Origin of the sequence: Vibrio hippocampi, from assembly GCF_921292975.1 — a bacterium.
Lineage (GTDB): Bacteria > Pseudomonadota > Gammaproteobacteria > Enterobacterales > Vibrionaceae > Vibrio > Vibrio hippocampi.
The window spans coordinates 1,961,777-1,986,066 of sequence record NZ_CAKLCM010000002.1; the positions used below are offsets into that span (position 1 = coordinate 1,961,777).

Consider the following 24,290-nt stretch of genomic DNA (forward strand, 5'->3'; position numbering starts at 1 on the left):
GTTATGAAAATTGTTATCGCTCCAGATTCATATAAAGAAAGCTTAACCGCAATGGAAGTGGCACAAGCCATCGAAAATGGCTTCGCAAATATTTTCCCAGATGCTGAGTATGTCAAAATACCGATGGCGGACGGCGGTGAAGGGACGGTTCAGTCCCTCGTTGATGCAACCAGTGGCAAGATCATTGAAGTGCCAGTTACGGGACCGCTTGGTCAAAACGTTGAAGGGTTCCTTGGACTCGTTGGTGATGGCTCCACAGCCATCATTGAAATGGCAGCAGCATCAGGTCTGCATCTGGTGCCTTTCGATCAACGCAATCCTTTAGTGACTACCACGTTTGGAACTGGTGAGCTGATTAAAGCAGCCCTCGATCTTAACGTTAAACATATCATTATCGGAATTGGTGGCAGTGCGACTAATGATGGCGGTCTTGGTATGGCACAAGCGCTAGGAATTAAGCTTCTTGATTCACAAGGTCAGTCGCTAGGTTTTGGTGGTGGTGCCCTCAGTCAGCTACACACTATCGACCTCAGTGAAATGGATACTCGTCTCGCTGATGTTAAGCTCGAAGTGGCGTGTGATGTAGACAACCCACTGTGTGGACCGAAAGGCGCTGCCGCTGTATTTGGACCACAAAAAGGCGCCACGCCAGAAATGGTGGCGACGCTGGATGCGAACCTTGCTCACTATGCATCAGTCATTAAAGCTACAACTGGCAAAGATGTTGTTGATGCCAAAGGAGCCGGTGCTGCAGGTGGTCTTGGTGCGGCTTTGCTTGGTTTATTAGGTGCCGAATTGCGCCCTGGTATTCAAATTGTTATCGATGCTGCACAGCTTGCAACGCATGTCCAAGATGCCGATCTGGTTATTACCGGTGAAGGACGCATTGATAGCCAGACTATTTTTGGTAAAACACCCTGTGGTGTCGCGAAAACAGCCAAGCAATTTGCGGTACCTGTGATTGCGATTGCAGGCTCAGTAGCTAAAGACTACTCGGTTGTACACGAGTACGGGATTGATGCTGCGTACAGCGTTGTGTTAGGTGCTACAGATTTACCAACCGCACTAAAAGAAGCAAAGCAAAACGTGGAGATCACGTCACGCAATGTCGCGGCGACATTGGCTATCTCTAGCTTAAACAGATAATCAAACTAAAGCGTCAGTTTTATCCTGACGCTTTTACTGAAACAAAAAATACTGAAACAAAAAAAAGACTGCCTTTGGCAGTCTTTTTTATATTATTTTGATCATTTAACCACGCGTAAGCTTGGTCTACCTTTGGTTCTCGGTGGTTCATCATCACCTTCAGGCTCCGAACTCACTGACTCTTCATCATCTACTTTTGATTCCGAAGCGACCGACAGACCAACCACAGGGGAAGCACTTTGTTCTTCTTCCTCGTCGATGGATTGATACCCATCTTCAGGCTCAAACATAGTACCGGCACCATTTTCGCGAGCATATATCGCTTGCACTGCATACAGAGGGACGATCACTGAATGTGGTTTCCCCCCAAAACGGGCATGGAAAGTAATGGCATCATTACCTAACTCCAATTGACCCACCGCTCTGGGTGCTACATTCAGAATAATCTGGCCATCTTGGATAAACTCCTGAGGCACTCTTACACCCGGTAGAACAGCGTCGACAACAATATGCGGGGTTAAGTCGTTCTCTACCAACCAATCATAAAATGCACGAAGCAAATATGGGCGGCGAGGTGTCATCTTAGAAATATCCATATCGTTCTAGAGCTTAGCGAACTAAACGCATCTCGCGTTCTGCTTCCGTTAGTGAAGCTAGGAATGAATCGCGCTCAAACACACGGTTCATGTAGACTTTAATCTCTTTAGAGCCTGGACCCACTAATTCGATACCCATTTCAGGTAAGCGCCATAGTAGTGGAGCTAGGTAGCAATCGATCAAGCTGAACTCTTCACTCATGAAGTACTCGTACTCTGCAAAGATAGGGGCAAGAGTAAGTAGATCGTTACGCAGTTTATTACGTGCCGTCTCAGACTCTTCCGCATTTCCTTTAACCACTTTTTCTGCCAAAGTGTACCAGTTACGCTCAATACGATAGATCATTAAGCGGCTGTTACCACGAGCAACTGGGTATACAGGCATTAGAGGTGGATGAGGAAAACGCTCATCAAGGTATTCCATAATGATCTTAGAGTCGTAAAGGGCAAGTTCACGATCGACTAGAGTAGGAACAGTTTTGTATGGATTTAATTCAGCAAGTTCAGCTGGAATATTGACATCGTCAACAAGTTCAACTTCAACACTTACACCTTTTTCCGCAAGAACGATACGTACCTGATGGCTATATAAATCAGTAGCACTAGAAAAAAGAGTCATCACAGAACGTTTGTTGGCAGCTACAGCCATGGAGCCCTCCGGGATACTTACAAAAAAACAATGGAGGCCTCGCCTCCATTGTCAACAAATTTGGAATTAGCACGACATTATAGCATAATCAGTGTACATCTCGCCAATACTCTTTCTTGAGAAGCACAACAATGATGGAGAAAATTACGAGAAAACCCATTACCCACCAACCTAACGCATGACGCTCTAGCTTCACCGGATCACCCGAGTACTCAAGGAAGTTAACTAAATCACGGACAGCCTCATCATACTCTCCCTCACTCAGTTCACCACGACCATTGCTCTTAGTTCCAACAATAACCTGTACCTCTTCACCATCAACAACCTCAGTTTCATAAACAGGCATTGGAATACCTTGCAACTCTTCTAAAACATGAGGCATACCGACATTAGGGAAAGTGATATTGTTAACCCCAAAAGGACGACTTGGATCGGCATAGAAAGAACGTAAGTAGGTGTATAACCAATCAACACCACGCACTCGTGCCACAAGCGTTAGATCCGGCGGAGCTGCACCAAACCAAGCAGCCGCTTGCTTCTGTGGCATAGAGTTAACCATAAGGTCACCAATCTTAGCGTTAGGATCAAACACTAGATTCTCTTTTGCTAGCTCGACCGGAATACCTAAATCATTGGCGATACGTTCATAGCGCTGGTATTGAGTTGAATGGCAACCAAAGCAATAATTCATAAACAACTTAGCGCCATTCTGTAACGAAGCTTGGTCAGTTAAATCATTATTTGCCTTATCCAGATGAACGTTACCTCCTGCCGCCAGCACAAGTGAAGGTAACAGTGCAAACAGTACTACAATCCACTTTTTCATTTGAATGTCACCCTCTTCGGTAATGGTTTTGTTTTCTCATTTTTGCTGTAGAAGAACAGGAAAATGAAGAACATAAAGTAACCTAGACTAAAGATCTGAGCCAATAAGGTATACGTCGGCGTCGCCGGCAATGCCCCTAAAATACCCAAGGCAATAAAGCTAATTGTGAACTGGATAATGTTGAGCAAGTGGAGCTTACTTCTGTAACGGTATGAACGGACTTTACAACGATCAAACCAAGGAAGAAGGAACAGGAACACAATAGAGGCACCCATCGCCACAACCCCTAGCAACTTATGAGGCACCGCCCTTAAAATTGCGTAGAAAGGGGTGAAATACCAAACTGGCGCGATATGTTCTGGAGTCTTCAATGGGTTAGCGGCTTCAAAGTTAGGCGGCTCTAAAAAATAGCCCCCCATCTCTGGATTAAAGAATAAGACATAACTGAATAAGAAGAAGAAACCTGCGATACCAATCAGATCTTTAACCGTTCCATAAGGGTGAAATGGAACCGAATCGATAATGTCATATTTCTTGGTGTAGTAGTCATGGAATTTAAATTGGGTGTTGTAATCCTCACCCATACTGCCTTTAGGAAGCTTAGTTTCAATACCGTCTGGGTTGTTTGAACCCACTTCATGCAGTGCCAACACGTGTAATACCACCAAAAGTAATAGCACAATCGGTAATGCAATCACGTGCAATGCAAAGAAGCGGTTGAGCGTTGCTCCGGAGATAATATAGTCACCACGAATCCATAGCGTCAGATCATCACCAATAAATGGAATCGCACCAAACAAAGAAATAATCACCTGCGCGCCCCAGTATGACATCTGCCCCCATGGCAGCAGATATCCCATAAAGGCTTCAGCCATCAGCACCAAGAAGATCAGCATACCAAACACCCAAAGGAGTTCACGGGGCTTTTGGTAGGAACCGTAGATTAGACCACGGAACATATGCAGATAAATGACGACAAAGAATGCCGAAGCCCCCGTAGAGTGCATATAGCGTAACAACCAGCCATATTCCACATCACGCATGATGTATTCTACCGAAGCAAAGGCACCCTCTCCCGAAGGCACATAGTTCATGGTTAACCAAATCCCCGTTAGGATTTGGTTAACCAAGACAAGCATCGCAAGAGAGCCAAAGAAGTACCAAAAGTTGAAGTTCTTTGGCATTGGATATTCAGATAAATGCTTTTTGTAGGCATTCATTGCGGGTAGACGTTTCTCTACCCAATCAAGTAGCGCTTGCATTAGGCATCTCCCTCATCAACACCGATTAGGATCTTAGTGTCACTAAGATACATGTGCTTAGGAACCACTAGATTAAGTGGTGCTGGTACGTTTTGGAACACGCGTCCAGCCATATCAAACTTTGAACCATGACAAGGACAGAAAAACCCAGATTTCACGCCTTGAACTTGCTCACTAAAAGAATCAGCAAGGTAAGTGGGTGAGCATCCTAGGTGAGTACAGAAACCGACAGCAATAAAGTACTCAGGCTTGATAGAGCGAAAAGTGTTTTGCGCATACTCTGGTTGCTGCTCTTCCTTAGAGTCAGGGTCGCTCACCTGACCTCCAATTTGGCTTAGATTATCGAGCACGGCTTGCGCTCGTCTAACCACCCAGACAGGTTTACCCTGCCACTCAACACGGACCATTTGCCCTTCTTCAAGTTTACTTACGTCCACTTCAACAGGCGCACCAGCGGCTTTCGCTCTGGCACTTGGGTTCCATGATTTGATAAAAGGCACGGCAACAGCGACTGCTCCCAAACCGCCGACAACCGCTGTTGTCGCCGTAAGAAAACGCCTGCGACCGTTATTTAATGACGCATTGCTCATCCAACAATTCTCCCATTTGCTCCTTTGGGCCAATACCGAGCGGATCCGTGTTGCTCATTGACTGTTTAATAGCTTGTTTTGCCTTTATTCGTTATTGTCGTTGAAATAAACAAGGGCAGCTATTTGCATTATTTGAGCAACCCGACTCAACTCCGACATCCGTGATGTCCAGTAGAGCATGGCTAACAAAATACCAGTTATTAGTTGTATTTATTTGATAGCAAATGATAAATAAAACCCCACTTTATGACAAGATAAAGCTACGTTTTTGTAACATATGTAGCACTAATTCGTTTGTTAGTTCACAAAAGGAGACGAAAGGTGTTTATAGGAAGGGAAAGTCGAAGAAAGGAATAAAAATTTAAAAGTCGTAAATACAAAAAAGCCCAGCACAAGGCTGAGCTTTTGAACCACATCCCAGTATAAAACTGGCAAGCATAATTTTCTCTGTGAAGAGTAAATTAACGCTTAGAGAACTGTGGACGACGACGTGCTTTACGTAGACCAACTTTCTTACGCTCAACGCAACGAGCGTCGCGAGTAACGTAGCCAGCTGCACGTAGCGCAGGACGTAGAGATTCATCGTATTCCATTAGTGCGCGAGTGATACCGTGACGGATAGCACCTGCTTGACCAGAAATACCACCACCTTTAACAGTGACGAATAGGTCTAGTTTCTCTGCTAGTTCAGTTAGCTCAAGAGGCTGACGAACTACCATGCAAGATGTTTCGCGACCGAAATAAGTTTCTAGTTCACGCTTGTTAACTACGATGTTGCCAGTGCCTGGTTTGATGAAAACACGAGCAGCTGAGCTTTTGCGACGGCCAGTGCCGTAGTATTGATTCTCTGCCATTTTCGAAATCCCCGATTAGATGTCTAGTACTTGTGGTTGTTGAGCAACATGGTTGTGCTCAGCGCCAGCGTAAACTTTCAGCTTACGGTACATAGCACGGCCTAGAGGACCACGTGGTAGCATACCTTTAACCGCTAGCTCAAGAGCCATTTCAGGCTTACGATCGATCAACTTTTCAAAAGTGATAGATTTTAGGCCACCTGGGAACTCAGAGTGACGGTAGTAAACTTTGTTCTTAGCCTTGTTACCAGTTACAGTAACTTTCTCCGCGTTTACAACGATGATGTAATCACCAGTGTCAACGTGTGGAGTGTATTCAGCTTTATGTTTGCCACGTAGGCGAGATGCAATTTCACTTGCTAGACGACCAAGAGTTTTACCTTCAGCGTCTACAACGTACCAGTCGCGTTTTACAGTTTCTGGTTTAGCAACGAAAGTTTTCATGCTAATAATAACCCGTTAATTAAATTTACACTTAAGGAGCTTTCGCTCCCACTGTCTAAGAGCCCATACATCACCCCTTCGAGTGTTGAAACTCTCGGCTTTATTTCCGAAGAAATTCGCCTGCAGTAACGGTGGGTCGCAGGATTATAGAGAAGCCAGCAGAAAAAATCATCTATTTTTTGGATTAATTTCCGAAAACCAGCCTTTTTCCCGCTATGGAAGATGTTCACTTGCCAAATATTCATGGCTCTGCATTTCTGTCAATCTCGAAATACAACGCTTAAACTCAAATTCCAACTGCCCCTGACGATAAATGGACTCAAGCTCCACCTGGCAAGAAATAATTAATTTCACCTTGCGCTCATAAAACTCATCCACCAGAGCCAAAAAGCGCCTTGCCGCATCATCCAATGCGAGACTCAACTGAGGCACATCAGCAAGCAACACCGTATGATAAACCTTGGATAGCTCTATATAATCATTTTGACTACGCATGGTTTGACATAACTGTGCAAAACTGGCGTACAACACCCCCTCTTCAGCTGCGATGACCTCAATCTCTCTATGATTAATGTCTACACTCTGTTTGGGGCTGCTGTCTTTATTTACTAACTGAGCAAAATAGTTGTGCAAATTTGTTGTCGCTTGCTCGTCGAGGGGGAAATGGAAAATTTCCGCTTGCTCTAACGTTCGCAAACGATAGTCCGTTCCACTATCGACATTAAGGATTTGGCAATGGGTCTCAATCAAGTCGATAGCTGGCAAAAACCGAGCTCGCTGTAATCCATTACGGTATAGCTCTGTTGGTGGAATATTCGAAGTTGCGACCAATACAACACCTCGCTTAAACAGTGCTTTAAGCAGGGTAGCCAAAATCATAGCATCAGTAATATCTGAAACATAAAACTCATCAAAACAGATGACTTTGGCTTCTTCACTTAACGTTTGCGCTACATGCTCTAAGGGATCTTCAATCTCTCCAAGCACTTTAAGTTCATCATGAACACGGTGCATAAAACGATGAAAGTGCAGCCTTAGCTTCTTATCACTGGGTAAACCATCAAAAAAGCTATCCATTAAGTAAGTTTTACCTCTGCCAACCCCGCCCCAAAAATAGAGACCTTGAGGCGTTTTGGCTTGTGGTGGCTTTTGACCCATTAACTTCTGCAACAAACTCGGTTCAGGCGGGACATACGCATGAAATTGAAGCAGTTCTTGATACAGAACGTCTAAGGCATCAACGGCTGTGCGCTGGGCTGGATCAGATTGAAAACCATTTTCAGCAATATCTTTCTTATATTTTTCTATGGGCGTCATAAGGGTTTGCTTTAGCTAATTCTTACGTCTGCTGACGTTTTTTCTTTGATAGGCTCAATATCTCATAGTAACATGAGGAAACGGCGCGTGTAACTGTCAGGTAACGCGCATGTTAATAAACATTATAGAAAAGGAGCGGTTATGCCTTGGATTTACGCGGTTGTCGGCTTACTGGTTGGCGCCATTATTGGAGTAATCATCTCTCGATTAACAACTCCCCAATACAAGAAGCAAAAAACAATTCAAAAAGACCTGGAAGCGGCAAAGTTTGCTCTTGAACAGCAACGACAGGAATTATCAGACCATTTCGCGCAAACCGCCGAGATGCTCGATACCTTAGGTAAAGACTATACAAAGCTGTATCAACATATGGCTAAGACCTCATCGGAATTTCTGCCAAATCTTCCGGAACAAGATAACCCGTTCTTCAAAAAAATTGCAGAACACAATGAGGTAATAGAGTCCAACGCTATAGAAGCTGCAGAAGGTGATGCCAGCACGCAACCCAAAGACTACGCGAATGGAGCGACAGGTTTGCTTCGAGAGGAAGTCAAAGAGTCAGTCGAAGGACCGGAAGCGGTAAATCAAGAGCCTGTTACTCAAGAGCCTATAGCTGCTAAAGCGTCTTAAACAATTCCAAATTGAAAGCCATCAAAGTTTACCTTGATGGCTTTTTTCATTATTCAACGATGAACTTTAACCATCCTGGTCAGTCATAACCGTTAATGAACCAATAAGGAGTAATATGATGAAAAAGCCTTTGCTTACTTTAACGGCCTTATCTCTAAGTCTAAGCGCAGCGTTTATGCCGCTCTCAGCATCCGCTGCACTGCCACTATATGTCAATGGAGAGCAAGTCCCTAGCTTGGCTCCCATGTTAGAGAAAGTCACACCGGCTGTAGTGAGTATTTCGGTGGAAGGAACACAGGTATCGCGCCAACGTTTACCCGATCAATTCCGATTCTTCTTTGGCCCCGACTTTCCCTCTGAGCAAGTACAGGAAAGACCATTTAGAGGTCTTGGCTCAGGTGTTGTGATTGATGCTGATAAAGGCTACATGGTCACCAACTATCACGTCATTAATGGTGCTGAAAAAATCCGCATCAAGCTGAACGATGGTCGTGAATACGATGCAGAACTCGTTGGCGGTGACGAAATGTCTGATATTGCTTTACTCAAAGTCGATGACGTAAAAGGCTTAACAGAAATTAGGGTGGCGGACTCTGACCATTTGCGAGTCGGTGATTTCACTGTCGCTATTGGTAACCCATTTGGCTTAGGTCAAACCGTCACTTCAGGGATTGTTTCTGCACTCGGTCGCAGCGGCTTAAACATCGAAAACTTCGAGAACTTTATTCAAACCGACGCAGCGATCAATAGTGGTAACTCTGGGGGTGCATTAGTCAATCTGAAGGGTGAGTTGGTTGGTATCAATACCGCTATCCTCGGTCCCAATGGCGGCAATGTAGGTATTGGCTTTGCCATTCCGTCCAATATGATGAAAAATCTAACGGATCAAATCATCGAATTCGGCGAAGTCAAACGCGGAATGTTGGGGGTTCAAGGGGGAGAAGTAACTTCTGAACTTGCCGAAGCTCTGGGTTATGAATCCAGTAAAGGGGCATTTGTTAGCCAAGTCATTCCAAGCAGTGCCGCGGATAAAGGTGGCTTACAAGCTGGTGATATTATCGTTTCAATCAATGAGAACAAGATCTCAACCTTTAGTGAACTGCGTGCTAAGGTCGCCACTTTAGGTGCGGGTAAGACAGTCAAGCTGGGAGTGATACGAGATGGCAAAGAGATGTCATTCGATGTCACTTTGCAAGAGGCGGAGAAATCCATCACTCGCGCCGATAAACTGCATGCCGGCCTATCCGGTGCAGAGTTTGCTAATACCGACAAAAACGATCCAGTTGAAGGGGTTAAGGTAACCTCCGTTGCTGAAAACTCGGCAGCCGCCCAATACGAATTGGCAACAGGTGATATCATTATTGGCGTAAACCGCAAACGCGTGAAGAACCTAGGAGAGTTACGCAAGATCCTAGAAAACAAACCGAGCGTACTTGCACTGAACGTACAGCGTGGTGATCGCACGATTTATCTCGTTGTTCGCTAACCAGTAAACTTAGCGTCAAAACTCACATAAAGCGGGCTCTCATTTTCAGGAGCCCTTTTTTTTGATCGCTTATCGGTGGTATTCTATGATTATCTGTCAATTTCGAACAAGTCATGCGGGTTATTTGATTTGCTATCAAACGCCTAGCGAGTCATTTCAAACTTGGTATTACGTCGCAACGACATAATTGGCAATGCCTGTCGCTGCGAATACGCTTGAGGGAATAATGCTTAACTTTTTAATCCGATCCGTCTCCATGGGCCTTATTACTGCACTCATCGTGTTGCTTGCCATGCCCTCTTTACGACAGAGCATTATTACTCAACCTTTGAACGAACAGCCTCAGACAGGCACTTCCGTTCAACTCTCTTTCAACCAAGCCGTGCGTAAAGCGGCACCTGCCGTGGTCAATATTTATAGCCGCCAATATTCAGAAGATGATCGTCAAGCGCTACTGGTCCAAGGGCTAGGCTCCGGTGTCATCGTCAGCAATAAAGGTTACATCATTACCAACTACCATGTTATTGCCAATGCCGACCAAATTATCGTTGCGTTGCAAGACGGCAGAGCGGCAGCGGCACAACTCGTTGGCACAGATCAACGTACCGATATTGCTATTTTGCGCGTTGAAGGTGAAAGCCTACCGGTTATACCACTCAACCCAGAATATAGCCCCAAAGTTGGTGATGTGGTCATGGCGATTGGTAATCCGTATAACTTAGGACAAACCACGACCTTTGGTATCATCTCGGCGACAGGTCGCTCTTCGATTAGTGCTGACGGTATTCAAGCTTTTATTCAAACCGATGCTGCTATCAACAAAGGTAATTCTGGTGGGGCATTAGTCAATTCAAACGGTGAACTGGTAGGGATTAATACGGCTTCGTTTCAACAAACAAAAGAAGTCGAAAGCTATGGTATCTCATTTGCTATTCCAATAAAGCTTGCCCAGCAAGTCATGGAAAAAATCATTGCCGATGGACGTGTGATTCGTGGCTACATTGGTATCAATGGTCAAGATATTGGTTCACGTACCGCTAGGCTTGAACAGGCTGGTGGAATCATCGTACTCTCGGTCGATCCAACAGGTCCCGCAGACAAAGCTGGTATTCAAGCACAAGATATTATTACCAGTATTGCCGGAAGAAAACTGGATGGACGCCAAGCCGTTTTTGATCTCGTAACCAACCTGAGACCAGGCACCAACATTGATGTCAAACTCCTTAGAAACGGACAAGAACTGACTCTGCCTATTGTCGTTGGAGAAGATCCTAACGAATAAATTGCGGTCTGGTTTTACTCAGTGCCATTCAAGGCATAAAAAAATGGTTCCATTTCTGGAACCATTTTTGTATCTAATGCTCTAGCTAATAGAGGCAAGTCACGACTCAGATTCATCCGCTAACGGTGTATTAGCGTCCACTTCAATACGTGTGACACGCTGCAATCCGCGAGGAAGTAAGCCTCCACGTCGTCCACGCTCACCGCGATAGTTATCCAGATCAGCAGGCTTCAGACCCAACTTGCGCTTACCGGCATAGAGAGTAATGGTCGCAGCTTGAGGCAAGGCGATCAGATGAGAAACAAACTCTTCTCTTGCTTTCGCTTTTGCCGATGGAATATTGATGATCTTATTACCTTTACCTTTGCTCAGATGAGGTAGGTCTTTAATCGGGAACAGTAACATACGTCCTTGGTTAGTTATCGCCAAGATTTCATCCGCATCCAGATCATTGACCGCTGAAGGCGCTATCACTTCAGCAGCTTGTGGTAAGGTTACCAACGCTTTACCGCTGCGGTTCTTAGACAACAGGTCAGCACCTTTACAAACGAAACCGTACCCTGCATCAGAGCCCACCAGCCACAGCTGATCCGGTTCACTCATGATGACTTGTCGGATAGTACTGCCAGCACTGATATTCAAACGACCCGTTATCGGCTCACCTTGACTTCGCGCTGACGGTAAAGAATGAGACTCAAGTGAATAACTGCGACCATCGCTACCAAAGAAGACCGCAGGTTGGTTGCTCTTACCACGCGCACTCGCGAGGTAGTTATCACCGGATTTATAGTTTAGCCCCGACGCATCCACATCATGACCTTTCGCATGACGAATCCAGCCTTTCTCAGAAAGTACCACAGTAATCGGTTCACTTGGGATAAGATCACGCTCAGTTAAGGCTTTCGCCTCGGCGCGCTCAACTAATGGAGAACGACGATCATCGCCATATTTATCAGCATCCGCTTTGATCTCTTTCTTTAGCAACGTATTCATACGGCGCTCAGAACCAAGAAGTGTCTCAAGCTTTTCACGCTCTTTTTCTAACTCTTCCTGCTCTCCGCGGATCTTCATCTCTTCCAATTTAGCAAGATGACGAAGCTTGGTATCAAGAATGGCATCCGCTTGAATATCCGTGATACCAAATCGCGACATTAATACCGCTTTAGGTTCATCCTCAGTTCGGATGATCTCAATCACCTCATCAAGGTTAAGGTAAGCAACCAACAAACCCTCTAAGATGTGTAGGCGAGCTAAGATCTTATCCAATCGATATTGCAGACGCTTGCGTACTGTTGCACGACGATATTCAATCCACTCACTCAAGATCTTCACCAGACCTTTGACTTGAGGACGACTATCCAAACCAATCATGTTTAGGTTTACACGGAAGTTTTTCTCAAGATCTGTCGAAGCAAACAAGTGGTTCATTAGCTGATCGCAATCAATACGATTCGATCGAGGAACAATGACGATTCGTGTTGGGTTCTCATGATCCGACTCATCGCGCAGATCATCAACCATAGGCAACTTTTTCGCTCGCATCTGGTTAGCAATCTGCTCAAGCAGTTTGGCTCCAGAGACTTGATGCGGCAGTGCCGTAATCACGATATCACTGCCCTCTTTATGCCAAACCGCACGCATCTTCACAGAGCCACGACCAGTGCGATAGATCTTTTCTAAATCCGCCGAAGGAGAAATAATTTCGGCTTCTGTCGGATAGTCTGGACCTTTCACAAACTCCATGACATCCGTGAGTTCCGCCTTTGGATTGTCGATCAAATGAATGGTCGCATCGGCAATTTCACGCATATTATGAGGAGGAATATCGGTCGCCATACCAACAGCGATACCCGTAATACCATTTAATAAGATATGCGGTAGACGCGCTGGCAAAATCTTTGGCTCTTTCATGGTGCCGTCAAAGTTTGGCTGCCAGTCAACCGTACCTTGACCCACTTCACCTAATAACACTTCCGCGAACTTAGAAAGCTTTGCTTCGGTATAACGCATTGCCGCGAACGACTTAGGATCATCCGGCGCACCCCAGTTCCCTTGACCGTCTACCAGTGGATAACGGTAAGAGAAGGGCTGAGCCATCAGAACCATCGCTTCATAACACGCTGTGTCACCATGCGGATGGTACTTACCCAGCACATCACCAACGGTACGCGCTGATTTCTTATACTTTGCGGATGCGGATAAGCCCAGCTCCGACATCGCGTAAATAATACGACGTTGTACAGGCTTGAGACCGTCACCGATATAAGGCAATGCACGATCCATAATCACGTACATTGAATAATTTAGATAGGCGTCTTCGGTAAACTTTCGCAGCGGCAGCTGTTCAACACCATCAAAAGACATTTCACTCGACATTTGTTATACCTCTGCCATATCGCCGTTGTTTTGCAGCCAGCTACGACGGTCATCCGCACGTTTTTTGCCCAGCAGCATATCCATCATTTCGTTGGTCGCTTCCACATCATCAATGGTCAACTGTACCAATCTACGGGTATTCGGATCCATGGTAGTTTCACGCAACTGCAGTGGGTTCATCTCACCCAGACCTTTGAATCGTTGCACGTTAATCTTGGCTTTTTTCTTACTCAAACGCTCAAGGATGCCATCTTTTTCCCCATCGTCCAGTGCGTAAAACACTTCTTTACCACAGTCGATTCGATAGAGAGGTGGCATCGCAACATAGACGTGACCCGCCGCTACTAACGCACTAAAGTGCTTGGTAAATAACGCACACAATAGTGTGGCGATGTGTAAACCATCCGAGTCCGCATCCGCTAGGATACAGATTTTACCGTAGCGAAGAGTGTCAAGGTTATCGTTATCCGGGTCGATTCCCAGAGCCACTGAAATATCATGTACTTCTTGCGAAGCGAGCACTTGGTCAGCCGCGACTTCCCAAGTATTGAGAATTTTACCGCGCAGTGGCATCACCGCTTGGAATTCACGATCACGAGCTTGTTTGGCACTGCCTCCTGCCGAGTCACCCTCTACAAAGAAGATTTCGGTACGGCTGAGGTCTTGTTGCGAACAGTCGGTGAGTTTACCCGGTAGCGCTGGTCCTGAGGCGACTTTCTTACGCACTACTTTTTTGCTGGCACGCATGCGGCGGTGAGCATTAGCGATACAGACTTCGGCTAGCTGTTCGGCTAACTGTGGTTTTTCATTCAACCACAAGCTAAAGGCATCCTTGACGACACCAGATACAAACGCGGCACATTGGCGCGAAGAAAGGCGCTCTTTGGTCTGACCCGCAAATTGCGGATCTTGCATTTTGATCGACAGAACATAAGAACAGCGATCAAAGACGTCTTCGCCTGTGAGCTTAACGCCACGCGGCAGTAAGTTACGAAACTCACAGAACTCACGCATCGCATCTAATAAACCTTGGCGTAAACCATTAACGTGAGTACCGCCTTGTGCGGTTGGGATCAAGTTAACGTAGCTTTCGGTGATCATTTCACCACCTTCCGGCTGCCAGATCACCGCCCAAGTTGCAGCTTCTGTCTCAGCAGAAAACTCACCGGTAAATGGTTCTTCAGGAAGCAGCGTGTAACCCTTAACGCCTTCCGCAAGGTAGTCTTTCAGACCATCTTCATAGAACCATTTATATTCTTCATTGTTGACCTTGTCGCTGAACGTGATCTCCAGTCCAGGACAAAGGACCGCTTTCGCTCGCAGATTGTTGACTAGGCGGGTCACTGAGAAGTTAGGCGAGTCGAAATAGCTGCCATCTGGCCAAAAGTGAACACTGGTACCTCGATTACGACGACCACATGTCCCGGTCACAGTTAGGTCCATCACTTTTTCGCCATGTTCAAAGGCGATCTCATATATCTGACCATCACGACGCACGGTCACTTCAACACGTTTGGATAACGCATTAACGACCGAAATACCAACACCGTGCAAACCACCGGAGAATTGATAGTTTTTGTTAGAGAACTTACCACCAGCATGCAGTTTACAAAGAATCAATTCCACGCCAGAGACTTTCTCTTCTGGGTGAATATCGACAGGCATACCACGCCCATCATCAATCACTTCTAGAGATTGGTCGGCGTGCAAAATCACTTGTACTTTGGAGGCGTGTCCAGCTAAGGCTTCATCGACACTGTTATCGATAACCTCTTGCCCCAAGTGGTTGGGGCGGACGGTATCCGTATACATCCCTGGTCGGCGACGTACCGGTTCCAAACCATTGAGAACCTCAATGGCCCCAGCATTATATTGTTCTGTCATAATACGGAAAATTTCTCGAATAAAGATTGCGGCGTCGCGACAAATAGACCACTAAGAGAATGAAAATTCTCAATGAGCCAAACAGTTAACGAAATCTCTGGTCAACTTTGTCTGCCAAGACGCAAATTCAGTGACAACATACTCTGGTGCTAAGCGAATGTTGTCAAGTTTCCTAGGAAAGTAGGATAGATTTTTATGATTGTGTCCTCAGCGAGTTGAGGAATTCATCAAATACTAGAGGGAAAGAAAGGTTACTATATCCGCAGCAAAACGCTCAAAACCAACGAAGCTGTGATCACCTCCCGATTCTACTGTTTGTTTACTGTCTCGATACTTCTCCACCGCTTGGCGGTAGTCTAGTACCTCATCGCCCTCTTGCTGCAACAACCAAAAATCGTCTGGATTCTGGATATGAGCAATATCAAGCGCTCGAAGTTGAACGATATGCTGTTGTTCTAGCGTGTATTGCTCATGAGTATAAGGGTTTTGTTGTGGTCCTAAATAATCTTGTAACAATTCATAAGGTCTTACCGCCGGATTCACCAGCACCGCTTTAAAACCAAAATGGTGATTTAACCAGGTAGAAAGGTATCCCCCCAGAGAACTGCCTACCAAAGCGATATTGTATTCGCTTTGTAATTGATTGACCAAATTCTTTAAGGTTTCAGCGGCTTCTTCTGGATAACAAGGTACCTGAGGCACAACCACTTTTATATCGGGCCGGTGCTGCTGACAATAGTTGCACACTACTTGAGCTTTATAAGACAGCGGCGAACTGTTAAAGCCATGGATATACAACAGTAAAGACGGCTTAGTATTCATTTAATATCCATCAGCATTAAAGTCAGGACGAAACGCTCCGTGAGGCAGTCGATGTACTTGCGTGTTTAAACGACCATCACGACACAACTCCAACTCTCTCCAACCAGGAGCACGAGTATCTAAAGCAAATTCATTCGAATTAGGCTTAAACTGCACACAGGTCGATGGCGTCGCAAGAACCCGAACACCTTCATGCAGTATATCCAACTCTTGATGGATATGACCGCAAAGCACGGCGTTGACGTTGTTATGTTTCGCTGCCACTTGCCAAAACTCTTGTGCATCTTTCAAACAGTGCTGATCTAACCAAGCACTGTTCACCAATACCGGATGGTGATGCAACAGAATCAAACTGTGTCTATCGGGATAGTCGCCAAGCATTTGGTCCAATAAATTCAGCTGTTCATTGCTCAATTTTCCATGGGGTACACCGACGACTTGAGAATCAAGTAAAATCACTTGCCAATGATCACCGAGCAGTTTGTGGTTTGCATCCATGATCAATGGTGAATCAACAACACTACCCATACTTGGCTTATAATCGTGGTTTCCAGGCAGCCAAAAACAAGGGAGATCCAGTGGCTCTATCCCTTTTATAAATTTTTGATACGATTCTTCCGTGTGATCTTGCGAGATATCGCCAGTCGCAAGCAGCGCATCAAAATGTGCACCTTGCGTCATCACTTCGGACACCACCGCATTAAAGCTGTCTTGCGTATTAACACTCAGTAAGCAGCCATCATGAGGAGCAAATAGATGGGTATCGGTTAATTGCAGTAACCTGATGCTACTTAACTGAGATTCATCACTGGGTGTTGTCTTCAAAATACTAAAACCTGAACTTCACAATTGTTAGCTACGATAATCTATCGGAGCTCTACTAATTCCATTTTTTAAACAAAATGTCAGCCAATCACTGAGAAATTGATTGAACTGAAATTTTTCGTCTCGCTGGAGCATTTTCGCATTTGGGTAATCATATCGTGCTTTAACACGTGCGGTTTGCTCACAGTGGCTCACTTCTGCCACTCGTGCGTCGTGATATAAACGTACCGTCATTTTAGGCAAAGGGAAAAGATGAAGCTCGTCATCCTGCAAAATTTCAACCAATGTTGTGTACTTGGTCACTTCCAGTACTTCTAGTTGGTAGGTTAATTGTGCAGCTTGATAACAACGAGTATCACCGACTAACGCATTTGGCGGCAGTAATCGATTGAGCTTTGCGTAGTTGGTTTCATAAACCCGCATCAATTCCGCCAGATCAACATGGTATGGGTTAGTATCAGTCATTCGCATGGCTTTCATTATTGCTGCCACTCCTGCTGTAGCCTGTTGTAATTTAACTGCAGCCACTGCAAGGCCATAATTGATGCCCCATTTTCAATCACGCCGCTTTCTACCAATTGGTAAGCTTGCTCCCTTGAAACCACGCTAACACGAATATCCTCTCCCTCTGACTCTAGACCATGAACCCCATCAGCAAGCGATGCATCCACCTTGCCCACAAAAAGAGCAATTTTCTCATTACATCCTCCAGAAGAAGGGTAATAAGAGGTGATATAAGCCAATTTATCAACGGTGACACCCGCTTCTTCTTCTGACTCACGCCTCACTAATTCTTCAACAGATTCGTCTTTATCGACAATGCCTGCAACGATTTCTATTTGCCACGGATTAGCGTGTTCCAGTGCACCAACTCGAATCTGTTCGATCAAAACAACTTGGTCTCGAATAGGATCATAAGGCAGCATCGCTGCTGCTTCAGAGCGAACAAACATCTCTCGCTCGATGACATGACTCCAGCCACCCTCAAACAAACGATGTTTGAAACGATACTTTACCATCTCAAAAAAACCTTTAAATACAGTTTGTTTTGAATGGATCTCAATATCATCAACATTTAATTTGTTGTTGGCTTTATCGCTGGGTTGCATATCCGGTCTCTTTAAATCGAGTAAGTGTTATAGTCTACTCAACGATTGACCATTCTACCAACCATCAGGTTCAACTTTTGATGCAATAATTCAACTTTTATTTGATTTTGAATAATTATTTGTCTCAATTTTGTTCTTGGTAACGTAAAAAAGTGCAAAGTTTCGAGTGAATTACGGTCATTTTAAGTTAAACTGTGATTCATACCCTTAACCAGTATTACTAGCAGGATTAGGACAAATGAAAAAACTGCTTCCATTATTTATCTCAGCTGCATTAGGAAGCGTAAGTGCAGCATCTTGGGCTGATTCTCTAACTGAGATCTACAATCAAGCAAAAGAAAACGATCCTCAGCTACTGCGTGCGGCGGCCGATCGTGATCAAGCTTTTGAAGCCATTAATTCAGCAAGATCTTCTCTACTTCCACAAATTAACCTAACTGCAAGCTATGATTTTACTCGTGCGGATTATAGCAGTGGTGATAGCGACGATCTCGGAGCGGGTGTTAGCTTCTCTCAAGAGCTATACAATCGTACAAGTTGGATCACATTAGACACCGCTGAGAAAACAGCTCGCCAAGCGGATTCTCAATATGCTGCAGCTCAACAAGACCTTATCCTGCGTACCGCACAAGCTTATTTTGAAGTATTGCGCTCAAAAGACAGCCTAGAATTTGTTCGTTCCAACAAAGCTGCGGTCGCTCGCCAGTTAGAACAAACCAAGCAACGTTTTGAGGTCGGTCTATCAGCGATTACCGACGTTCATGATGCTCAAGCGCAATATGACCGCGTATTAGCAGATGAAGTCGTAGCTGAAAACGATCTACTAAACCAATACGAAGCACTGCGTGAAATTACGGGGCAAGAACACAAAGATATCGACATTTTAGATACCGACCGTTTCGCAGCAGAGCGCCCGACAGAAACATTGACCACGATGTTAGATCAAGCACAAACCCAAAACTTGAGCTTGCTGTCTGCGCGTATCGGTCAAGATATCGCCAAAGATAACATTTCTCTTGCCAGCTCTGGTCATCTACCTAAGTTGACACTCGACGGCGGCTATAGCTACGGTCATGAGTTCAACAACAATAACAGTGCGTATGACTATGACGGCACTAATGTGTTCAACGCAGGTATCAACCTCTCTGTGCCTTTGTACACAGGTGGTAATATCACGTCGCAAACCAAACAAGCGGAATTTGCTTACGTGTCAGCCAGTGAACAACTGGAACAGACTTACCGCTCTGTGGTGAAAAATGTTCGAGCTAACAACAACAATATCAACTCCTCTATCGGTGCAATCCGCGCTTATGAACAGACGGTCGTCTCTGCAGAATCTGCGCTAGAAGCGACAAAAGCAGGGTTTGATGTGGGTACACGTACTATCGTTGACGTACTTGAAGCAACTCAAGCACTTTACGATGCTGGTCGTAACCTATCAAATGCGCGTTATGACTATATCGTGAGCATCCTCAACCTACGCCAATCTGTTGGTACGCTGAGCGAGCAAGACATTATCGATATCAATGCAGGTCTGAAAAAGAGTAACTAATCAGAGCCTGACATTGAGATCAAAAAAGGACGCACATGCGTCCTTTTTTATTGTTATCAAGCTATGCTCATCAAGCTATGCTCATCAAACTATGGTTATCAAAACTAAGGTTATCAAAACTATGCTTATCAAAATTTTTACCGCTACCAAACAGCGTATTAAGAGTGCTTAACCCTTACCACCTTTGATCGCTTCGATGATTTCCGTCGTTGAGCAACCATCTTCAAAATTAAGCACCTTCACTTCACCACCCGCGGCAATAACCTCTTTACCACCTTCAATCTCTTCTGGCTTGTAGTCACCACCTTTGACCAATAAATCTGGCAACACCTCCGAAATTAAACGGCGCGGTGTCTGTTCAGTGAATGGAACCACCCAGTCAACCGCGCCTAGCCCTGCCAGTACCGCCATACGACGATCCGTTGGGTTAACCGGACGACCAGGACCTTTAAGTTGCTTCACTGAGTCATCGGTATTCACGGCAACAATCAGGCGATCGCCCAACTCAGCAGCATGATTGAGGTAAGAGACATGCCCAGCATGCAGAATGTCGAAGCACCCATTGGTCATCACCACTTTTTCACCCTTGGCTTGGGCTTTCTTAACCGCTTCAATGAGATCGGCTTCTGTCGTTACGCCATAGTCAGTATCGCGACTGCCGTGTACTGCCTCTGCCAATTCGATCGTAGACAGTGTTGAAGTACCAAGTTTTCCAACCACTACGCCCGCAGCGGCATTCGCCAGCGCACAAGCTTCATCTAAAGGTTTACCCGCAGATACCGAAGCCGCAAGTACCGAGATAACCGTGTCACCAGCACCGGTCACATCGTAGACTTCTTTCGCTTGGGTTGGTAAATGGAAAGGTTTTTGGTCTTTTCTCAGTAGAGTCATACCATGTTCACTACGGGTCACAAGCAGAGCTTCAAAATCAAACTGCTTAATTAAGGCGTGACCTTTTTCAACCAAATCTTGGTCATCTTTTACTTTACCAACAACGGTTTCAAACTCTGACATATTCGGCGTTAGAAGCGTGGCACCACGATAACGCTCAAAGTCTGCGCCCTTAGGGTCAATAAAGACGGGAACACCTGCTGCCTTTGCTTTTTGAATATAGGCTTTAACATGCTCCAAGGCACCTTTCGCATAGTCTGACAGCACCACTGCGCCCATGGTGGGCAGGGCTTGTTCCATCTTAGCAAGAATCAATTCCGCATCGGTGTTTTCAAACTTATCTTCGAAATCTAAACGAATCAGTTGTTGACCACGACTCAGTACACGTAACTTAGTAATGGTTGGGTAGTTTGGCAGAGCCACAAAGTCACAGTGAACCTTCAATGAGGTCAATGTTTCCGTAAGTACTTTTGCTGGCTCATCCATACCAACAAGACCGATCGTGTGTGCGCTACCACCAAGAGACGCGATGTTCATCGCCACGTTTGCAGCACCACCAGGACGCTCTTCGTTGTTTTCTACTTTCACTACAGGCACTGGAGCTTCTGGTGAAATTCGTCCTGTCGGACCATACCAATAGCGATCTAACATTACATCGCCTACGATAAGTACACCAGCATCACTGTAATTAGGTAGGATGGGTTTCATTTGTTCACTCCGAATACATAGTTAACCTAGCTAAGTCATTGAATGGATAGTAGCACAACTCTTTAGCACTCTTCCAAAGTAAAAGGGCGATTTGCTAACTCTCCAGGGTCATCCACTGTTGCCAAGCATCTATCACCACTTGCCTCTCACTAACAAATTTATTTTCATCGACATCCGCGTCCAAATTAAGCAAATTTCGGTGATGAATTTCATTGCGAATGGCTGTGTAGGCGTTAGTTAGCACCATGGCTTGAGTCTCATCCATAACGCCTTGCGCCATCATAGACTCAAAAATACGGACGTTGTCTGACCATCGAGTCAGCTTTGGCTTTTGATGACTGAATTGCAATACCAAGTATTGGGCCAAAAACTCAATATCGGTAATCCCACCCGCATCTTGTTTAAGCATAAAGCGCCCTTGCTTTTTGCCACCCAAATGTGAGCGCATCTTCTCTCGCATGTCGACGACTTGCTGCTTCAATTGCTTCTCTTCGCGCTCTTTACACAAAATATCAACGCGAGTCTGCTCAAAGGCTTGTTGCAGTGCCGAATCGCCATAAATTACCCGAGCTCGCACCAAAGCTTGATGTTCCCATGTCCATGCTTCTTTATGTTGGTACTCATCAAAAGCATCCGTCGGACTCACCAACAAGCCAGAGACACCAGAAGGACGTAGACGCGTATCGACTTCATAAAGAATGCCCGAAGCGGTACGAGTCGAGAAAATATGAATGATGCGCTGTGCCAAGCGCAGATAAAACTGGCGGGCATCAATTTCTTTGTGACCATCGGTATAAACGTTGTTTGGACAATCATGGGTGAACACAATATCAAGATCCGAATTGTAGCCTAGCTCCCAACCGCCAACCTTGCCGTAGCCAATCACTGCAAACCCCTTACTGCCGCGCTCTTTTAAATGGGTTGGCTCACCATATTTGCTACTTACCTGCAACCAGGCTTGGTTGATCACCGCCTCTACGATGGCTTCAGCTAAGTAGGTTAGATGGTCACTGACTTTCATCACAGGAAGTACACCAGCAATGTCGGCAGCAGCAATACGCAAAATACAAGTCTGCTTGAATTGACGTAGCGCTTCCATCTGTTGCTCCATATCCTCTTCTGGGATACGAGCTAGATAGTCCCTAAGCTCGGTTTTATATGAATCGAGCGCAACCGGGTGGTAAAGATGAGCAGGGTCAAGAAGTTCATCTAACAAAATCGGGTAACGCGCCAATTTTTCCGAGATCATCGGACTGGCGGTACACAGGCGTACTAATTGAATCAAAGCAGCTGGGTGCTCATCTAACAACTCTAAATAAGTCGTTCTCGTCACCACTGCCCGCAAAACGTGTAGCACTCTTGGCAAACCAAATTCCGCATCTTTGTTAGCGTAAATGGTGCTGAATACTTTTGGCATTAAACGATTCAAAACCTCACGCCCTCTTGGACCTAAGGTTTTCTTGGCTAAATCGGATTTAAAATCGGAAATTTGTTGACGCTTTTGCTCCGGTTCAGCGGCTTTAATATCGTTTTGCAGAATATGCTCAAGAACATCGGGTTTATGCGCCATATCCCAAAGTTCGCTAAAGTGTTTAGCAACGGTTTGGGTTTCTTCTTCGTCTTCTTCATCACCAATCAGGTTAGCAAAAACCTGATGCACATTGAGCATATGTTGTTGAGTGACCTCAAGCATAGACTCCCAATCATCAAAGCCGAGTGCGCAAGCAAGGCGCAGTTGATCAACATCTTTATCAGGCAATGTTTGTGTCTGTTTATCATTGATCGCTTGGAGGATATTTTCTTGTCTGCGTAAGAACTTATATGCCTCTGTCAATTGTGTGACCTCGTTCGCGTCCAACAGTTGCAACGAACCAATGGCCTCTAAGGTTTCTAACAAGCCACGACGGCGTAAACTTGGCTCTCGTCCACCTCGGATCAACTGGAATACTTGAGCGATAAATTCAACTTCACGAATGCCGCCCGGTCCCAGCTTAATATTGCTCCATAAACCACGACGACGCACTTCACTGCTGATCATCGCTTTCATACGTCTGAGCGATTGAATAGCACTGAAATCGATATAACGCCTAAAGACAAAGGGACGTAGCATCTTTCGCAGCTCTTGATACTCAGGGTACATCTCTCGCCCCATAACGCGGGCTTTGATCATGGCGTAACGCTCCCAATCACGCCCCTGCTCTTGGTAATAATCCTCAAGAGCAGCATAGCTCATCACCAAAGGTCCACTTTCACCAAAGGGTCTAAGGCGCATATCGACGCGATAGCAAAATCCATCAAAGGTTTGTTGATCAAGGGCTTTAATCAGTCGCTGACCTAAACGAGTGAAAAACTGCGCATTGGCAATCGAGCGTCGAGCTCCCTGTGTTTCACCATTTTCTGGATAGGTGAAGATAAGATCGATATCAGAAGAGAAATTTAACTCACCGCCTCCCAGTTTACCCATACCAATAATCAACATCGGCTGAGGTTCGCCCGCAGCATTGGTGGGTGTTCCCCACTCTTGGCAACAGGTTTGATATTGCCACTGGTAAGTCTCAACAATCATCGCCTCGGCTAACATAGAAAGATGATTCAGGCTCTGTTCCAGTGACCAACTCCCCACCATATCGCGCCAAGCAATATAGACCATTTCTCGGCTTCGGAATTGACGGAGTACCTTATGCCCCTCCTGCTCGGACGCACACAGTTTGAGTAAATCACTCAGGCGATAACGATAACCATCAATGCGACTGGCTTGTATTAACATCTTAGGAAGCTGCTCAACCAATTCGCTGTCTGTTTGCAAAGCGTCATAGATAAAATCACTCAAAGAGACAACTTGAGACAGTTGCTGTTTTAGTTCATCAGACCAATCATTCAGCTGTGGGTGTTCGTTATAGAGCGTTTCTAAAGCAGAACGACTATGAGTTTTCAGCATCTCAGGCAATGGTTGCATGCTTCTTCCTTGTATAGCGAAAAATAAAAATGGCGGCCTAAGCCACCATTTTAAATCGATTAATTGACACGAGCATGGTCAACGC

Annotated in this window: 21 protein-coding genes; 5 read left to right on the top strand and 16 right to left on the bottom strand. The window is 45.4% G+C overall.

The genetic code is table 11. From position 1 onward, the window contains the following. Positions 1–3 precede the first annotated feature (3 nt). Positions 4–1,146 (top strand): glycerate kinase, encoded by a 1,143-nt coding sequence (locus L9Q39_RS11190; RefSeq protein ID WP_237485137.1) that lies wholly within the window; start codon positions 4–6, stop codon positions 1,144–1,146. A gap of 101 nt (positions 1,147–1,247) precedes the next feature. Here L9Q39_RS11190 and sspB read toward each other — a convergent pair whose 3' ends face one another. From sspB to zapE, 8 genes are all read right to left on the bottom strand, one after another. Next, the gene (gene sspB, locus L9Q39_RS11195) at positions 1,248–1,742 is read right to left on the bottom strand and encodes a ClpXP protease specificity-enhancing factor (protein WP_237485138.1); all 495 of its coding nucleotides are present in this window, start codon (positions 1,740–1,742) and stop codon (positions 1,248–1,250) included. Positions 1,743–1,755: 13 nt separating this feature from the next. Continuing rightward, the gene (sspA, locus tag L9Q39_RS11200; RefSeq protein WP_237485139.1) at positions 1,756–2,391 is read right to left on the bottom strand and encodes a stringent starvation protein SspA; all 636 of its coding nucleotides are present in this window, start codon (positions 2,389–2,391) and stop codon (positions 1,756–1,758) included. 88 nt (positions 2,392–2,479) lie between these two features. After that, complete coding sequence (locus L9Q39_RS11205; RefSeq protein ID WP_237485140.1) at positions 2,480–3,217, bottom strand: cytochrome c1; 738 nt, start codon at positions 3,215–3,217, stop codon at positions 2,480–2,482. Next, positions 3,214–4,479 carry a cytochrome b gene (locus L9Q39_RS11210; RefSeq protein WP_237485141.1) on the bottom strand — a complete coding sequence of 422 codons (1,266 nt, stop codon included), beginning with the start codon at positions 4,477–4,479 and terminating at the stop codon, positions 3,214–3,216. The genes L9Q39_RS11205 and L9Q39_RS11210 overlap by 4 nt, the downstream gene beginning before the upstream one ends. Next, positions 4,479–5,069 (bottom strand): ubiquinol-cytochrome c reductase iron-sulfur subunit, encoded by a 591-nt coding sequence (petA, locus tag L9Q39_RS11215; protein ID WP_237485142.1) that lies wholly within the window; start codon positions 5,067–5,069, stop codon positions 4,479–4,481. The genes L9Q39_RS11210 and petA overlap by 1 nt, the downstream gene beginning before the upstream one ends. A 461-nt stretch (positions 5,070–5,530) precedes the next feature. Beyond that, complete coding sequence (rpsI, locus tag L9Q39_RS11220) at positions 5,531–5,923, bottom strand: 30S ribosomal protein S9 (RefSeq protein ID WP_237485143.1); 393 nt, start codon at positions 5,921–5,923, stop codon at positions 5,531–5,533. A 15-nt stretch (positions 5,924–5,938) separates the two neighbouring features. Beyond that, on the bottom strand, positions 5,939–6,367 hold the full coding sequence (gene rplM / locus L9Q39_RS11225; RefSeq protein WP_006075739.1) for a 50S ribosomal protein L13: 429 nt from the start codon (positions 6,365–6,367) through the stop codon (positions 5,939–5,941). 213 nt (positions 6,368–6,580) lie between these two features. Beyond that, positions 6,581–7,684 carry a cell division protein ZapE gene (gene zapE, locus L9Q39_RS11230; RefSeq protein ID WP_237485144.1) on the bottom strand — a complete coding sequence of 368 codons (1,104 nt, stop codon included), beginning with the start codon at positions 7,682–7,684 and terminating at the stop codon, positions 6,581–6,583. A gap of 141 nt (positions 7,685–7,825) precedes the next feature. Between zapE and zapG the strand changes: the two genes are divergently transcribed. The 3 genes from zapG (at position 7,826) to degS (ending at position 11,082) form a co-directional block, all read left to right on the top strand. Then, complete coding sequence (gene zapG, locus L9Q39_RS11235; RefSeq protein WP_237485145.1) at positions 7,826–8,314, top strand: Z-ring associated protein ZapG; 489 nt, start codon at positions 7,826–7,828, stop codon at positions 8,312–8,314. A 118-nt stretch (positions 8,315–8,432) separates the two neighbouring features. Then, positions 8,433–9,800, top strand: coding sequence for a Do family serine endopeptidase (locus tag L9Q39_RS11240; RefSeq protein WP_237485146.1), 1,368 nt, complete (start codon positions 8,433–8,435; stop codon positions 9,798–9,800). Between the two features lie 226 nt (positions 9,801–10,026). Continuing rightward, positions 10,027–11,082 carry an outer membrane-stress sensor serine endopeptidase DegS gene (gene degS / locus L9Q39_RS11245; RefSeq protein WP_237485147.1) on the top strand — a complete coding sequence of 352 codons (1,056 nt, stop codon included), beginning with the start codon at positions 10,027–10,029 and terminating at the stop codon, positions 11,080–11,082. A 99-nt stretch (positions 11,083–11,181) separates the two neighbouring features. On the opposite strand, the gene parC is transcribed toward degS, so the two are convergent. The 6 genes from parC to nudF all read right to left on the bottom strand — a co-directional run bounded on the left by parC (position 11,182) and on the right by nudF (position 18,098). After that, complete coding sequence (gene parC, locus L9Q39_RS11250) at positions 11,182–13,458, bottom strand: DNA topoisomerase IV subunit A (RefSeq protein WP_237485148.1); 2,277 nt, start codon at positions 13,456–13,458, stop codon at positions 11,182–11,184. 3 nt (positions 13,459–13,461) lie between these two features. Next, positions 13,462–15,342 (bottom strand): DNA topoisomerase IV subunit B, encoded by a 1,881-nt coding sequence (parE, locus tag L9Q39_RS11255; RefSeq protein WP_237485149.1) that lies wholly within the window; start codon positions 15,340–15,342, stop codon positions 13,462–13,464. Between the two features lie 234 nt (positions 15,343–15,576). Then, positions 15,577–16,164, bottom strand: a complete 588-nt coding sequence (yqiA, locus tag L9Q39_RS11260) for an esterase YqiA (RefSeq protein ID WP_237485150.1) — start codon at positions 16,162–16,164, stop codon at positions 15,577–15,579. Continuing rightward, positions 16,165–16,989, bottom strand: coding sequence for a 3',5'-cyclic-AMP phosphodiesterase (gene cpdA, locus L9Q39_RS11265; RefSeq protein WP_237485151.1), 825 nt, complete (start codon positions 16,987–16,989; stop codon positions 16,165–16,167). A gap of 27 nt (positions 16,990–17,016) precedes the next feature. Continuing rightward, a complete protein-coding gene (locus L9Q39_RS11270) occupies positions 17,017–17,454 on the bottom strand; it encodes a DUF1249 family protein (RefSeq protein WP_435532837.1) in 438 nt (145 codons plus the stop codon). Positions 17,455–17,468: 14 nt separating this feature from the next. Further along, positions 17,469–18,098 (bottom strand): ADP-ribose diphosphatase, encoded by a 630-nt coding sequence (gene nudF / locus L9Q39_RS11275; RefSeq protein ID WP_237485152.1) that lies wholly within the window; start codon positions 18,096–18,098, stop codon positions 17,469–17,471. Positions 18,099–18,336: 238 nt separating this feature from the next. On the opposite strand from nudF, the gene tolC reads away from it, so the two are divergent. Beyond that, positions 18,337–19,650 (top strand): outer membrane channel protein TolC, encoded by a 1,314-nt coding sequence (gene tolC / locus L9Q39_RS11280; protein WP_237485153.1) that lies wholly within the window; start codon positions 18,337–18,339, stop codon positions 19,648–19,650. Positions 19,651–19,818: 168 nt separating this feature from the next. On the opposite strand, the gene hldE is transcribed toward tolC, so the two are convergent. Beyond that, complete coding sequence (gene hldE / locus L9Q39_RS11285) at positions 19,819–21,249, bottom strand: bifunctional D-glycero-beta-D-manno-heptose-7-phosphate kinase/D-glycero-beta-D-manno-heptose 1-phosphate adenylyltransferase HldE (protein WP_237485154.1); 1,431 nt, start codon at positions 21,247–21,249, stop codon at positions 19,819–19,821. Between the two features lie 94 nt (positions 21,250–21,343). After that, positions 21,344–24,205, bottom strand: coding sequence for a bifunctional [glutamate--ammonia ligase]-adenylyl-L-tyrosine phosphorylase/[glutamate--ammonia-ligase] adenylyltransferase (gene glnE / locus L9Q39_RS11290; RefSeq protein WP_237485155.1), 2,862 nt, complete (start codon positions 24,203–24,205; stop codon positions 21,344–21,346). Positions 24,206–24,290 lie beyond the last annotated feature (85 nt).

Excerpts from the sequence above, each read along its gene's own strand:
- L9Q39_RS11240 (WP_237485146.1), top strand. The coding sequence starts at position 8,433 with ATGAAAAAGCCTTTGCTTACTTTAACGGCCTTATCTCTAAGTCTAAGC.
- L9Q39_RS11190 (WP_237485137.1), top strand. The coding sequence starts at position 4 with ATGAAAATTGTTATCGCTCCAGATTCATATAAAGAAAGCTTAACCGCA.
- sspA (WP_237485139.1), bottom strand. The coding sequence starts at position 2,391 with ATGGCTGTAGCTGCCAACAAACGTTCTGTGATGACTCTTTTTTCTAGT.
- hldE (WP_237485154.1), bottom strand. The coding sequence starts at position 21,249 with ATGAAACCCATCCTACCTAATTACAGTGATGCTGGTGTACTTATCGTA.
- zapG (WP_237485145.1), top strand. The coding sequence starts at position 7,826 with ATGCCTTGGATTTACGCGGTTGTCGGCTTACTGGTTGGCGCCATTATT.
- rpsI (WP_237485143.1), bottom strand. The coding sequence starts at position 5,923 with ATGGCAGAGAATCAATACTACGGCACTGGCCGTCGCAAAAGCTCAGCT.
- parC (WP_237485148.1), bottom strand. The coding sequence starts at position 13,458 with ATGTCGAGTGAAATGTCTTTTGATGGTGTTGAACAGCTGCCGCTGCGA.
- glnE (WP_237485155.1), bottom strand. The coding sequence starts at position 24,205 with ATGCAACCATTGCCTGAGATGCTGAAAACTCATAGTCGTTCTGCTTTA.
- degS (WP_237485147.1), top strand. The coding sequence starts at position 10,027 with ATGCTTAACTTTTTAATCCGATCCGTCTCCATGGGCCTTATTACTGCA.
- rplM (WP_006075739.1), bottom strand. The coding sequence starts at position 6,367 with ATGAAAACTTTCGTTGCTAAACCAGAAACTGTAAAACGCGACTGGTAC.
- L9Q39_RS11205 (WP_237485140.1), bottom strand. The coding sequence starts at position 3,217 with ATGAAAAAGTGGATTGTAGTACTGTTTGCACTGTTACCTTCACTTGTG.
- tolC (WP_237485153.1), top strand. The coding sequence starts at position 18,337 with ATGAAAAAACTGCTTCCATTATTTATCTCAGCTGCATTAGGAAGCGTA.
- petA (WP_237485142.1), bottom strand. The coding sequence starts at position 5,069 with ATGAGCAATGCGTCATTAAATAACGGTCGCAGGCGTTTTCTTACGGCG.
- L9Q39_RS11270 (WP_435532837.1), bottom strand. The coding sequence starts at position 17,454 with ATGACTGATACTAACCCATACCATGTTGATCTGGCGGAATTGATGCGG.
- parE (WP_237485149.1), bottom strand. The coding sequence starts at position 15,342 with ATGACAGAACAATATAATGCTGGGGCCATTGAGGTTCTCAATGGTTTG.
- sspB (WP_237485138.1), bottom strand. The coding sequence starts at position 1,742 with ATGGATATTTCTAAGATGACACCTCGCCGCCCATATTTGCTTCGTGCA.
- L9Q39_RS11210 (WP_237485141.1), bottom strand. The coding sequence starts at position 4,479 with ATGCAAGCGCTACTTGATTGGGTAGAGAAACGTCTACCCGCAATGAAT.
- nudF (WP_237485152.1), bottom strand. The coding sequence starts at position 18,098 with ATGCAACCCAGCGATAAAGCCAACAACAAATTAAATGTTGATGATATT.
- yqiA (WP_237485150.1), bottom strand. The coding sequence starts at position 16,164 with ATGAATACTAAGCCGTCTTTACTGTTGTATATCCATGGCTTTAACAGT.
- zapE (WP_237485144.1), bottom strand. The coding sequence starts at position 7,684 with ATGACGCCCATAGAAAAATATAAGAAAGATATTGCTGAAAATGGTTTT.